The 13,166-nt window shown below is 41.2% G+C and carries 9 protein-coding genes; 8 read left to right on the top strand and 1 reads right to left on the bottom strand.

Features of this window, described 5'->3' with window-relative positions; all coding sequences use genetic code 11:
• Window position 1: 1 nt before the first annotated feature.
• The 5 genes from BIZ38_RS00835 to BIZ38_RS00855 all read left to right on the top strand — a co-directional run bounded on the left by BIZ38_RS00835 (window position 2) and on the right by BIZ38_RS00855 (window position 6,485).
• Window positions 2-547 (top strand): condensin complex protein MksE, encoded by a 546-nt coding sequence (locus BIZ38_RS00835; RefSeq protein WP_063705788.1) that lies wholly within the window; start codon window positions 2-4, stop codon window positions 545-547.
• The gene (locus BIZ38_RS00840) at window positions 547-3,333 is read left to right on the top strand and encodes an ATPase (RefSeq protein WP_187489295.1); all 2,787 of its coding nucleotides are present in this window, start codon (window positions 547-549) and stop codon (window positions 3,331-3,333) included. The genes BIZ38_RS00835 and BIZ38_RS00840 overlap by 1 nt, the downstream gene beginning before the upstream one ends.
• A gap of 122 nt (window positions 3,334-3,455) precedes the next feature.
• Entirely contained in the window at window positions 3,456-4,004 is a 549-nt protein-coding gene (locus BIZ38_RS00845; protein ID WP_054551495.1) for a DUF4136 domain-containing protein, read from the top strand.
• 138 nt (window positions 4,005-4,142) lie between these two features.
• Window positions 4,143-4,454, top strand: a complete 312-nt coding sequence (locus tag BIZ38_RS00850; RefSeq protein WP_138600501.1) for a hypothetical protein — start codon at window positions 4,143-4,145, stop codon at window positions 4,452-4,454.
• A 192-nt stretch (window positions 4,455-4,646) separates the two neighbouring features.
• Window positions 4,647-6,485: a TonB-dependent receptor gene (locus BIZ38_RS00855; protein ID WP_187489296.1), complete on the top strand. Its 1,839-nt coding sequence runs from the start codon at window positions 4,647-4,649 to the stop codon at window positions 6,483-6,485.
• A 170-nt stretch (window positions 6,486-6,655) separates the two neighbouring features.
• On the opposite strand, the gene BIZ38_RS00860 is transcribed toward BIZ38_RS00855, so the two are convergent.
• A complete protein-coding gene (locus BIZ38_RS00860) occupies window positions 6,656-6,904 on the bottom strand; it encodes a YkgJ family cysteine cluster protein (RefSeq protein ID WP_054562006.1) in 249 nt (82 codons plus the stop codon).
• A 158-nt stretch (window positions 6,905-7,062) separates the two neighbouring features.
• Here BIZ38_RS00860 and BIZ38_RS00865 point away from each other — a divergent pair, with 158 nt between their 5' ends.
• From BIZ38_RS00865 to BIZ38_RS00875, 3 genes are all read left to right on the top strand, one after another.
• Window positions 7,063-8,235 (top strand): efflux RND transporter periplasmic adaptor subunit, encoded by a 1,173-nt coding sequence (locus tag BIZ38_RS00865; protein WP_187489297.1) that lies wholly within the window; start codon window positions 7,063-7,065, stop codon window positions 8,233-8,235.
• 3 nt (window positions 8,236-8,238) lie between these two features.
• Complete coding sequence (locus BIZ38_RS00870) at window positions 8,239-11,391, top strand: efflux RND transporter permease subunit (RefSeq protein WP_187489298.1); 3,153 nt, start codon at window positions 8,239-8,241, stop codon at window positions 11,389-11,391.
• Between the two features lie 158 nt (window positions 11,392-11,549).
• Window positions 11,550-13,166, top strand: a complete 1,617-nt coding sequence (locus BIZ38_RS00875) for a murein L,D-transpeptidase (RefSeq protein ID WP_187489299.1) — start codon at window positions 11,550-11,552, stop codon at window positions 13,164-13,166.

A 13,166-nucleotide genomic window follows, 5' to 3' on the forward strand; every position in this document is an offset into this window, starting at 1 on the left:
CATGACAGATATTAATTTAGATGATTTAACGCATCTGCAAGCTATTAATAAAAAGCTCACATCAGGCTACCACATTAGCGAACAAGACACGCTGATGTGGCAAGAGCTTGATCAACACATTGATGCTTATCGCGCGTTATTTAACGCCCTAGGCCATGACCTACAACATGATAGCCGTGGCTTTTACTATTTTGGCAGCGACGAAAGCACCCCAAATATGGGTAAAATTTCGCGTGCCATCGCACTGACTATCTACATCTTGATTGAGCACTATGCCAATACTGGTAAAGATCCAATGCGTGCCTTGTTTGACGAAGTAAACGACCTTGAACTAATGCAAACCTTAGTGCAAATCAACAAGCACCTGTTTGATCAATTAGAAATATTCTCTGGCTCAGATTTACGCAAAGACGTTTACCTACGTATGGTACGTTTAGGTCTGGCTCGCGAAGTAGAAAATGGCTTTATGCTGCAAGCACCTATTTATCGTTATATCGATGCATTGATGGAAGTAAACGAAGAAACCTACCTAGGAGATGACGAATAATGCAAAGCCAAGGCCTATACGGACTCAGCAAACTTGCGCTTTTAAATACTGCTGGCTATGCAAAATGCGTGATCCCGCTGGATAAAAGTAGCTCTATTTGTGCACCTAATAATACCGGTAAAAGCTCGGTGATTAATGCCCTGCAATTTCCACTGATTAATGATTTACGTTTAACAGAATGGGATGGCCACGATTTAGACGAAACCCGAAAATTCTACTTTTCGTCAGATCAATCCTATATTTTACTCGAAGCTGACCTACCTAATGGCCCTGTGGTGATTGGTGTTGCTGGCCTTGGTAAAATTGCTGGTTACGCGCATCAGTTTTTTTGCTACCCAGGTAAGTTGAACCTTGAACACTACACGCAAGGCAAAACCATTGTAAAATTCACCAGGCTTTTTAATCACTTAAAAGAGCAAGGTTTTAATCCAATTGAATTAAAAGCGCAAGAGCTAAACGCCCTACTCACTGGCGGTGCAACCCCATTTGATGGCGATATCAACTTAAAGATGATCCCCCTCAATAACGTGCAAGACTCAGCGATTTACAAAGAAATTTTCCGCCGTATCCTTAACTTGCATAAGTTAGGTGCCAGCGATGTTAAACGCTTTATGTTACGCGTATTTGAGCGCCATATGTCAAACTCACGAGTTGATTTTTATGAGGTATGGCGACGTTCATTTGATAAAGTGAATCGCGCTAAACGTGAATTAAAAGCCCTTGAGTCAATGCAAGAGCCAATCGCAGCTCTTGAATCTATGCTTGAAAACCAAACGGTTTTAAAAGGTAAGCTTGCTGCCTATGCGCCAAAAATTGACCAAGCACTGATTGACTTTGAAACCTATCAACAAGAGCAACTCTCTGAGCTAAATATTGCCCTTGAGGATATCGAGCACGAAAAGCACGAGTTCGAACAAAAGCAGCAGCTGTATATTCAGCAATCCCGTGATATTGAACGTAAACAAACTCAAATTGAACAATGGTTTTTAGACTATCGAGCGCTTAAATCTGAGTTTGAATTGGTTAATAAAGCCACTTTAAAAGTCAGCCTTACGCAGCTTAAACAAGATTATGAATCGCTATCGCATTCATTAAGCAGTGCCCAAGGTCAAAGCTTACACACGCTTGATTACCGTATTAGCGAAACACAAAAGCAAATTAAGAGCTTAAAATTACAGCTGAAGAACCTTGAGTTCAATTTATTCACCCGTATGCGTGAAGATTTGTCTTTAAAAGAAGTTGAAGAGATTTCGCGTATTCTAAACCCAGATATCTTATCGTTTGCCACCACCAGCAATGGTGATGTTGATATCACAGACGAAGATGCTTTTGGTGAGTTTTTAGAGCAATTATCGGCAAATGTGAAAGGCGGTGTACTGACACTCCCTGGTGCAAGCATCAAACTCAAAAAGCTAAGCCCAGTGCAAATGCAAACGGGCGAAAATAAAGAGCAATTAACCGCGCAACTTGCTGCCCTTGAAAACTCACTGAAAGAGTTTAAACAGCAGCGCGAGGTCGCCGCAAATGTCGCCGAAAAGCAAAAAGAAAAAGATGCCTTGTATGATGAGCTAATGGCCTCAGAAGAAGCATTAAAACGCTTTGAACAATTTGAAGTTATGCAGCAATCTGTCGATGCACAAACTCTGCTAAAAGAGCAGTTAAATGCAGAACGCGAACAAGTTGACGACTACCTGCAAGACATTCAAAAAAATAGTGGCTCAATCAGCGATCGTCGCTCAATTATCAAGTCGAAAAAAGATTTGCTCGCGCGCCAAGCTGACCGTTTACGCCAAGTTAAATCTGAACGTATCGATCACACCCTTGATGTTTACTCAGGAAAAGTCACTCCGTACATGATTGAAATCAGTATTGATTTTGATAACTTAAGTGACCTCATTCACCACTTCAATAAAGACTGCCAAGAGTTACGTAACTTTGATATCAACGTACGTAACACCTACCTGCATATTTACAATGCAGGTATTACTAAATTTGATAACGAAAACGATGAGTTTACTAAATACGAAAAGCTTATTAGCGCGTTTCATAACATTGATAACGAGCGCGATGCGGTTGAGCGTCAAGGCCGAGTTGCTTTAACTGAAGTAGCCGCCACCATAAAAGGCTTGCGTGAAGACTTAGATCGCTTACGCCGCGAAATGAACAGCTTTAATAAAGGCATTAGTCAGCACCGTATCTCTAACCTTCAAGCATTTAAAATTAATGTTATTCCTCGCAAGATGTTGGTTGATAGCATTGATACCATTATTAGTACCTCAAATCAGTTTGAGCAAGGCGATACCCTAGACCTATTAAGCCAAGAGCCTTATAGCGAATCTGCAGTAAACGAAGCGAAAGATCATTTGATTAAGCTTGCCTCTGAAAAAGCTGGTTTAACACTGACCGACTTATTCGATATTCGTTTTGAAGTCGTAAACCGTGCTGGTGAAACTGAGCACTTCGAAAAAATCGATTCAGCCGGTTCTAACGGTACGCGTATTACCATTAAGTTACTTTGCGGTATGCTGTTTATTCGTTACTTATTAAGTGATCAAGAACAAAACTTGTATCGTATTCCGATTTATATCGATGAAGCAGCCGATATCGACCCACAAAACCAAAAAGCAATTATCGAAACCGCGCTTAGCTTTGGCTTTGTGCCGATTTTTGCCTCAGTTAAACCACAAGTTAGCTGTGATTACATCGTCCCTATTCGCACTGTTAAAGATGGCGCACAAAACTGGGTCGATGAAAAAGACTGGATAGAAGTGGAACACAGTGCTTAATTACAAACTATTACAGTACTTTTTTGTAAATGTGCCATAGTTTTTAAATAATCATTCAGTTGAGTATTTTTTGTGTTATGTTATCAATCAAGTAGTGGAAATTTTGCCAAGGAGCAAACAATATGAAGAACTTATTAATCGCGACGGCTGTACTATTTTTAGCAGCCTGTGCTAAAACGCCTGATTGGGATTACGACAAATCAGCCGATTTTAGTAATTATAAAACCTTCTCTTGGGTACCGAATGCCAGCTTGACTAAAAATGTATCGAACTACCAAATTAGTCCTTTAATGGAAAAACGGGTTCGTGAAGCCGTTAATGCTGAACTTGAAAAAAGCGGTATGAAGCTAGTTGATTTAGCACAAGCAGATGTGCTGATTAACTATCATGCCTCTGTTGATACTAAAATTGATGTAGATACCTTCAACGTAGGTTACGGTGCACGCTGGAATTACTGGGGTATGGGTTATAACACGCAAACAACTGCTCGCGAATACGAAGTGGGTACGTTAATTTTAGACGTGGTAGACCGTGCTTCTAACCAATTAGTTTGGCGTGGTGCGAAAGAAGGTCGTTTGCAAAAGAACCAATCACCTGAAAAGCGCACTGAAGTTATCAAAGAGACTGTTGCTAACATTCTAAGTAACTTCCCACCAAAACCTCAGCAATAAGCCTTTTACATAATTTTGAAAAGCTCACAAATTGTGAGCTTTTTTGTTTGTGAAGATCAAAGTTTGCTATGATGCTTTAACTTAAATAACTCTAAATGGAATTAGGGGTCTTAGAGAAAAGATCCAAAAAGGAATAAAATGAAATTAACTTGCCCAAACTGTAAAACCATAATTGCGACTAAAGATATAAAAAAGGTTAATACAAACAGCCTCTTCATTGAAAATCAATGCCCCTCTTGTCAAGCATGGTTTTGCTTAAATAAAACACAGACGATTTTAAAAATTTCCGGTATTTTTCTATTGTTAATAACTAGCTTGCTTAATATTTTTAATATTAAAGCTGAATATAGCCTAGCTTTTTCGGTCATTGGATTTATAGGTATTTTTGTTGCTCTCATCATTACTTTCTTTGGTAAATATGATGCAGTTAAAAATAAAAAATCAAACTGAAACACACATCTTTTTTAAATAATAAATAGACACAGCTCTTATTGCACAACCGCGCCTTAGCGCGGTTTTTTGTTACCTGCTGAAATCTGGTTGGAGTGGTATAACTCAGTGATTCAGATACAATACCTGCAATTTCCAGTGCGCTCTTAACGGCCACTGCAACGAGTTAATCAAAATAATAGAGAGTTTTAGATGGTACGCGCAGTACAGCTTACACTTCCCGCATTATTCGTCACTTGCTCAGTGCTAGCAGAAGACACCAACAATATTGAACAAATCACCGTTGAAGTTTCAGCAACCGCAAATAAAGAGCCTGTTGGTACCTTTGATGCGCCGGTATCAAACTTAGAATATGACCCACGTGTCGATTTACAATCACGTAACATGGCTGAAGCACAAGCTGATGTCACCATTCGTGGTGGTATCTTTGAAAATACTGGCTTTCGTGTTGGTAGCAGTACATTATTCGACCCGCAATCTGGTCACTACTTTGCTGAAATTCCAATTGCGCCACAAATGCTAACAGGCCCTTCAGTGCTTACAGGGGCTGATAATGCCCTTTATGGTATGAATAGTTCGGTTGGCACAGTTTCATTTGGCTGGCGCCCTATCACAAACACTGGCAGCGTTTCACTTGGCACAGGTACGAATGGCTTTAATTTACAAAGCATTCATGCTGCCCATAGCCAAAAGCTGGATAGTAAACCTGATTGGCGATTAGGTTTTGAGGGTGAATACTCGCACTCAAAAAGTGATGGCTCAATTGATAATGGCGACCACGACTTTGAACGTGCTTCAGCGCGTATTCAACTTGCAAGCTCTACCTCACAAACTGATTTAATATTCGGACGCCAAGAGAAGTTTTTTGGTTGGCCAAACCTTTACACGCCATTTAATTTTAACGAAACCGAAGATCTTGAAACCAAGCTTTTCATGCTTAACCACAAGCAAGTGTATGGTGAGAGCAATACCTTTGAAGTGACTGGCTATTATCGTAAACATAACGACCATTACGTTTTGTCTCGTGAAAACCCAGCTATTTTTGAAGCGTTTCACGAAACCACGGTTAAGTCATTGGGACTCTCTGGACGCCACCGTTTAAATAACCAGTATGCAATTAATTATGCTGGGCAATTTATTGCTGATGAAATTGAATCAACGTCTCTTGAAAACAACTTTACGTCACGCAATTACACTAAGCTAAGTATCTTACCTGAGTACAAATCAGCCCTTACAGCGAACAAAGAGCTTACTGTACGTGTTGGTGCTGCATTTGATGATACTAACCGTGATAGCTCAGATACCTCTTTTATTGCCGATGCCAGCCTTAAAGTAGCTAATCATAATGGCGGTGAACATACTTGGTATGCATCATACGCAGAAGCAACACAAGTTCCCGGTTATACCGCCATCGGCGGCAGCGAAACGGGCGGATTATTCAGAAGTAACTACAGCCTTGAGCGCGAAACAACCGATAACCTTGAGCTAGGTTTACTGATTGAACAGTCTTCGTGGCGTTTAGATTCAGCTATTTTCTACCGTAAAGATAAAAACCTGACAGATTGGACATATCGCTTTGATGCAACCTCAGCTCGTTTTGCAAACCCGGTTGATATAGACACCTTAGGCGTTGAGTTTTTAGCGAATAAATCGTTTGAAAGCACTGAGTTGATTGCCAGCTACACCTACTTAGAAAAGTCAGAAGACTATGGCGCGGCAGATATTGATGCGAGCTTTTATGCGCTTAACTACCCTGATCACCGTGTAACACTGGGTGCAGTATGGCAACCAATGGATGTGCTTGAGCTACGTATCGATAACGAATGGCGTAAGCAACATAGTAACCGCTTACGTAACTCTGATGATGAAGCCTTCTTCACGCAGTTAACGCTAAAATTCACCCCAGCTCAGCTTGATAATGTGTTTGTTACCTTTGCAGCTGACAACATTTGGGATGAATCTTTCGAAGAAGTCCCGGGTACCCCTGGTCGCGGCGAGCAATATACTCTCAGCGCTACTTATACGTGGTAAACAAAAACAACAATGCCAGTCAATTGACTGGCATTCCTCTATCGCGCTACCGCCTAGACATCTCACGAACCATAACCAAAATTATATTAAATGCTGTGAATAAAAATTTGGTTATAAAAAACACAACTGATCCCAGTAACCGTTAAAAAGTGTTAAAGGTTTAATCTTTTTTAAGTCATCTGCTCAAGCTCGGTAATTAAATACAACGCTTGCTCATTTGTCGTGCCGCACACATCAATAGTGGCAGAAAAGTCACTACACACCTTAGGCCTTGATTCATCACCAAATAATTTACATAGGTTATTATCATCAAGCTGAATACAGCGCTCTCCCGCTGCTTTCCCATTGGGCATTCCTGGGATCGGTGAGCTAATACTGGGTGCAATACAACAGGCGCCACAGCCTAATCTGCATGCCATTTGATCTGTCATTGAGTACCTCTTATAGAACCTTTGTAGCGCCTTTGAAATATGTGTAATGGTTTGTTACATCTTCAAACGCCTTGTAAACACTTTATTGCGTATGCTTAGCCTATCAAATTTATTTTTAATTACCGTCAACCGTGAGGGACTATCCCGTGGCTAGTAAAAAACAAATCATTCTCCCTATCGCCGTATTAGTCGGCGGACTTGGAATGGCATTCGCATTTGCCTCAATGAAGCAACCGCCAGTAGAAAAACCAGAACAAGATCTGCGCCCGCTTGTATCAATCAAACCGTTAAGCTTTGACGCCATTACCCTTGATGTAAAATCATACGGTATCGTTAAACCTAAAAACCAAACTGAGCTTGTTGCGCAAGTAAGTGGTCAGGTTGTGTCGTTATCAGATCAATTTGTACAAGGTGGATTTGTTAAGCAAGGCGACATTCTAGCACGTATTGACCCAAATGATTACGAAGCAGCACTCATTGAAGCAGAAGCAGGACTAGCCCAAGCAAGCTCTGCACTTGAGATAGAACGTGCACAGGTGTCAGTTGCGCAAGCTGAGTGGGACCGCATCAAAGGTGACTCAAACCAAGTTATCCCTTCTGAGCTTTATTTACGTAAACCACAACTTGCTGAAAAACTTGCAAGTTATCGTGCTGCGCAAGCGAGTGTAAAACGCGCTAAACGTAATCTTGAGCGCACATATATTAAAGCGCCTTACAATGCGATTATCGACGAACGCCTGATTAGTCTAGGTAGTGTGGTAAACCCAGGTAACAGCTTTGGTAGCCTGAGCTCAACGTCACTGGCTGAAATTCGTTTACCTGTTGCTGATAAAGATCTGCAATACCTAAATAACCAAGGAATTGGTGCAAGCGTATCAATTAATGCTGAATTTGCAGGTAAACAAACAACGTGGCAAGCAACTATTGTTCGTAGCGAAGGAGTTGTTGACCAACGTAGCCGCATGAATTACTTAGTAGCACAAGTAGCAACGCCTTATGAGCAAAAGCAGCCATTACGTTTTGGCTCATACATTAACGCCACTATCGAGGGCCGAGCGTTAGACAACGCGATTGTTGTTCCGCACCATTTAGTTAAAGATAAAAAAGTCGCTGTTTTACAAAATGGCGAAACGCTTACCTTTAAAACACTTAACATCGTTCGCGAGCAAAATGGCATGGTGATCGCCGATAATGGCCTTGCTAATGGTGAGCAACTGATTACCTCGGCACTCGAATACCCAACTGAAGGCATGGCGGTCAAGTTAGATGACGCAACACTGAGTGTGCCAACAACGCAGTTAGCGTTAAAAGAGGAATAAGCCATGACCACGCACAGAGAAAAAGGGCTTATTGCTTGGTTTGCTCGCAACCCAGTTGCTGCAAACTTACTTATGATTTTCATTTTAGTGGGTGGCTTATTGACGGCAATGTCGGTGCGTAAGCAAATGTTCCCACAATTTGAGAGTAACTGGATCAGTATTCAAGCTGTCTACCCAGGGGCTGCGCCGCAAGAGGTAGAAGAAGGCATCACCATTAAGGTCGAAGAGTCTTTAGAGGGCCTCGAAGGCATTAAACGTTTAATTACCTATTCGAACCGTGGTTTTTCACAAGCTTGGATCGAAATCGAAGAAAAGTACGACCCGCAAGAAGTACTCGATGAAATTAAGATGCAGGTTGATTCAATCAATACCTTCCCTGCAGAGATGGAACGCCCAATTGTTCGCCGCGAAAAGTTTGAGCAAGAAGTGATGATACTCGCGCTGTATGGCGATATGAGTAACTACCAGCTCAAAGAACTTGGTAATGATATTAAAGATGAGCTACAAGCTTTACCACAAATTAACTTGGTCAACTTTTACAGTGGCTTAAACTACGAAATTGGCATCGAAATTAGCCCAGATAAACTACGTGAGTATGGTTTAACTTTCCGTGATATTGCCACAGCCGTTCGCAGTTTCTCTGCCAATATGTCAGCAGGTCAAATTCGCTCTGAAAATGGCTATATTTCGATGCGTGTTGAAAATCAAGCGTATCGTGGTAAAGAGTTCGAAAATCTGCCTTTATTACACTTACCAGATGGTGCACAAATTTTCTTAGGTGATGTAGCAACAATTAACGACGGCTTTGAAGAAGGCTTACAATACTCTAAGTACAACGGTAAAAACTCACTGACTTTTGAAGTAAATGCGTCGAAAGATCAAGACATCACTAAAGTTGCTGCGGTATTAAAAAAATACCTAGCAGATAAAGCACCACAGTTACCAGCAGGTGTAAAACTATCACCGATTGTTGATTTAACTTACTACCTTGAAGGTCGTCTAAACATGATGATCGACAACATGATTTGGGGTGGTATTTTAGTGATGGTGGTACTGGCGCTATTTTTACCACTACGCTTAGCGTTTTGGGTAATGATGGGCTTACCTGTGTCATTCCTAGGTGCATTTTTAATGATGCCACTTGGCTTTATTGATATCACTGTTAACTTAGCTTCTTTATTCGCATTTATACTGGTGCTCGGGATAGTCGTTGATGATGCTATTGTCGTCGGTGAGTCAGCCAGTGCTGAAATTGAAAAGCACGGTCACAGCCTAGATAACGTAGTACGCGGCGTAAAACGCGTTGCTATTCCTGCAACCTTTGGGGTGTTAACTACAATTGCCGCATTTTTACCACAAACACTGGCATCAGGCCCTGGCTCTGCGTTTTCTAAAGCCATTGGTGGTGTAATAATCCTATGTTTAATTTTCTCACTAATTGAGTCAAAACTAATTTTACCGGCTCACTTAGCAGCCATGAAAAATAAACCTGCGAACCCTAAAAATCCATTACACCGCTTACGTTTAGGTATGGATAAAGGCCTCAAGAACTTTGTTGATAATTACTACACACCATTTATTGGTCGCTGTATTCATTACCGTTACACCGTGATTGTTGGCTTTATCTGTGTACTTATTGTTAGTGGCGGTATGTTCGCTGGTGGCTTAGTGAAATTTGTTGCGAACCCTAAAATTCCACATGATTTCCCACGTATCTCAGTTGAAATGAACTTATCTTCGTCTGAGCAAGCAACCCTTGAGACAGCGCAAACAATTGAAAAGCTGATTTTAGATGTCGATAAACAACTTGAAGAGCAATATGGTCAAGCAATGATCCGCGATTTATCGGTTAGTTTACGCGGTCGAACAAGTGCACGCATTATGGCGATTTTGGTTGAACCAGACTTACGCCCTATTGATACCTTCCAATTAAGTGCAATGTGGCGCGAACAAATGCCACCACTGCCAGGTGTGAAAACGCTGAATATTGAAGACAGTATCATGAACGGTGGTCGTGATGACGGTGATGTGAGCTTTCGCTTAGAAGGCAAAGATATCAATAAGCTCAAAGAAGTGGCTGCTAAGTTAAAAGAAAAGCTAAATAGCATGCAAGGCGTAGGCGATGTAAATGACTCACTACAATCTGCAACTGACGAGGTTCAACTTGAACTTAAACCACTCGCTTACAGCCTAGGCCTAACTCTATCAGATGTAGCATCACAAGTTAGCTTTAGCTACTACGGTTTAGAAGCGCAACGTATTTTACGTGACGGTGAAGAGATCAAAGTAATGATCCGCTACCCTCGTGAATCGCGTAACGCAGTAAGTGACATCACAGATGCGCGTATCATCACGCCAACGGGTGTTGAAGTACCGCTTGCTGAAGTTGCTAAAGTTAACATTGTAGATGGTGTAAACCGTATTCGCCGTGAGAACGCTAAACGTACTGTAAACGTTTGGGCTGCGGTTAATACTGACCAAGCTGAACCATTTGCCATTGCAAAAGAAATTCGTGACGAATACTTACCTAGCCTACTGAAAAGCTACCCAGGTGTAGAAAGTAATGTAGCCGGTCGTATTCAAGAAGAAATGGACAGTGTTGCAGAACAAGTACGTGACTTTGCTTTATCAATGATGATTATCTTTGCGTTACTTGCTATTCCACTACGCTCGTACTCACAGCCATTTATCATCATGTCGGTTATTCCATTCGGTGTCATTGGTGCAATGTTTGGCCACATGATCTTAGGTATGACAATGAGTAGCCTATCAGTATTCGGTATCATCGCTGTTGCAGGTGTTGTCGTAAACGACTCGCTAGTGATGGTCGACTTTGTCAATAAAGCCCGCGCCGAAGGTGTTGCAATCAAAGAAGCTGTAATGCAAGCCGGTGCGCGTCGTTTTAGAGCAATATTACTGACCTCGATTACAACCTTTATTGGTGTATTACCAATCATTATGGAAACAAGCTTACAAGCAAAAATCGTTATCCCAATGGCTGTATCTCTAGCATTCGGGGTGTTATTTGCAACGGTCATTACGCTTATTTTAATCCCTTGTCAGTACGTCGCGTTAGAAGACTTCAAACGCTTAATTGGCAAGCTAAGAGGTAAAAAAGCAGAGCCAGAAGCAAAATTACAAACAACCAGTCATTAATCCCCTCTCAAAACCCCAACCGAGCGCTTGGCAAGCTTATTTGCCAAGCGTTTTTTATTTAAAAATATGTTCCTATAAATCCTGTTGTTTTGCTAAGCTTAAATGAGCAAAAAAGAAACAATTCAAAAAATAACTAAATACGTTATAAGGACATAGCTATGAAAATTCTGCGCTACACAGCTTTGCTCAGTTGTTTATCAATTTGTATGCCAGTGCTTGCTGAGAACCAATACTTGCAACAACAGCTTGAACCTATTCTGATTGGTGAATCTCACAGTATAGAAGGACAGCATATCCATTCCCCTGAAATGACTGTTGCCACCTATAAAGCAAATAGTTTTGAACGAGTATGGGATGACAACAAATATGCCAAACAAGCGCTCAATTTAATTGCGCAAGCAGAACTTGAAGGGCTATCTCCTAACGACTATCACTTTGATACATTAATGGCGCTGGCCAACGAAATAGAGAAACGCGGAGCAGATGCCGTCGAAGCACAGTTTGATGTTCTAATGACAGATGCCGTCATGACCTATGCAAAACATTTAATTCGCGGAAAAGTAAATCCAAAACAATTGGCAGCCACATGGAACTATGAACAGTTTGATGTCAGCCCAGATGCTGCAGCGGCCTCATTACTTAAACATGTAAAATCCAAAAGCCTTGATAAAGGGCTTGAAAACCTAAAACCTGTTTTGCCTCATTATAAGCGCTTAAAAGACGCCCTTGTGTTTTATCGAGAGCTTGATGCCACTGGCGAGTTACCTGACTTCGCACTGCAAAATAAGGTATTAAAACCCGGACAATCAGACCCAGCAGTACCGCTTTTAAGACAAAAGTTAAAACGACTAAAGTATTTTGACGGCAGTAACAATGATGCCACTGATTATAACGATGAGCTAGTCACAGCAGTTAAACGCTTTCAAAATGCCCATCAAGTTGCTGATGATGGTGTGATTGGCAATGCGACGTTAAAACTACTCAACAAAGATTACAGTGAGTACGTTAATGATATTTTAGTAAACCTAGAGCGCATTCGTTGGGTTGATAACACGCTCACAGAGCGCTTCTTAGTGGTAAATATCGCAGGCTACTTGCTGTACTTGTTTGAAGACAACAAATTGAAATGGCAAACCAACGTAGTTGTAGGCAGAAACTACACCAAAACCCCAATTTTTAAAGGGCAAATGAGTTATATCGTGATGAATCCAACGTGGACAGTACCGCGGAGTATTTCAGGTGGCATCATCAAAAAAATGAAAGAAAACCCAAATTACTTAAACGAGAAAGACTTTGTTGTGGTTGATAGTCGCCGTAACCCAGTTGATAGCAAGAGTATTGATTGGCCGAATGCTAGCCGCAAAAACTTCCCGTATTGGTTTGTACAACAGCCTTCAGAGAATAATTCATTAGGGCAAATCAAGTTTATGTTCCCAAATAAATACTCAATCTATTTGCACGATACCCCTGCAAAAAGTTTATTCCAGCAAGACCAACGTGCATTTAGCCACGGCTGTGTAAGAGTTGATGACCCATTCACCTTAGCTGAGAAAATATTAGAAACCTCAGATAATTGGAGCCGTAGTGAAATTGATGACGCCATTGCAGCGAAAGAAACTAAAAAAGTCAGCTTATCAAAACCGCTGGATGTACTTTTAATGTATTGGACCGTTGCGGGTAACGACGAGGGCCTACAATTTTATACCGACGTTTATAATCGTGATGGCGCGTTATTAAAAGCACTCACCACACCATTAGCAAACAATACAATTTAG

This window comes from Pseudoalteromonas sp. BZK2, assembly GCF_014349195.1.
Taxonomy (GTDB): domain Bacteria; phylum Pseudomonadota; class Gammaproteobacteria; order Enterobacterales; family Alteromonadaceae; genus Pseudoalteromonas; species Pseudoalteromonas simplex.

Excerpts from the sequence above, each read along its gene's own strand:
- BIZ38_RS00875 (WP_187489299.1), top strand. The coding sequence starts at position 11,550 with ATGAAAATTCTGCGCTACACAGCTTTGCTCAGTTGTTTATCAATTTGT.
- BIZ38_RS00860 (WP_054562006.1), bottom strand. The coding sequence starts at position 6,904 with ATGGCATGCAGATTAGGCTGTGGCGCCTGTTGTATTGCACCCAGTATT.
- BIZ38_RS00850 (WP_138600501.1), top strand. The coding sequence starts at position 4,143 with ATGAAATTAACTTGCCCAAACTGTAAAACCATAATTGCGACTAAAGAT.
- BIZ38_RS00855 (WP_187489296.1), top strand. The coding sequence starts at position 4,647 with ATGGTACGCGCAGTACAGCTTACACTTCCCGCATTATTCGTCACTTGC.
- BIZ38_RS00835 (WP_063705788.1), top strand. The coding sequence starts at position 2 with ATGACAGATATTAATTTAGATGATTTAACGCATCTGCAAGCTATTAAT.
- BIZ38_RS00840 (WP_187489295.1), top strand. The coding sequence starts at position 547 with ATGCAAAGCCAAGGCCTATACGGACTCAGCAAACTTGCGCTTTTAAAT.
- BIZ38_RS00845 (WP_054551495.1), top strand. The coding sequence starts at position 3,456 with ATGAAGAACTTATTAATCGCGACGGCTGTACTATTTTTAGCAGCCTGT.
- BIZ38_RS00870 (WP_187489298.1), top strand. The coding sequence starts at position 8,239 with ATGACCACGCACAGAGAAAAAGGGCTTATTGCTTGGTTTGCTCGCAAC.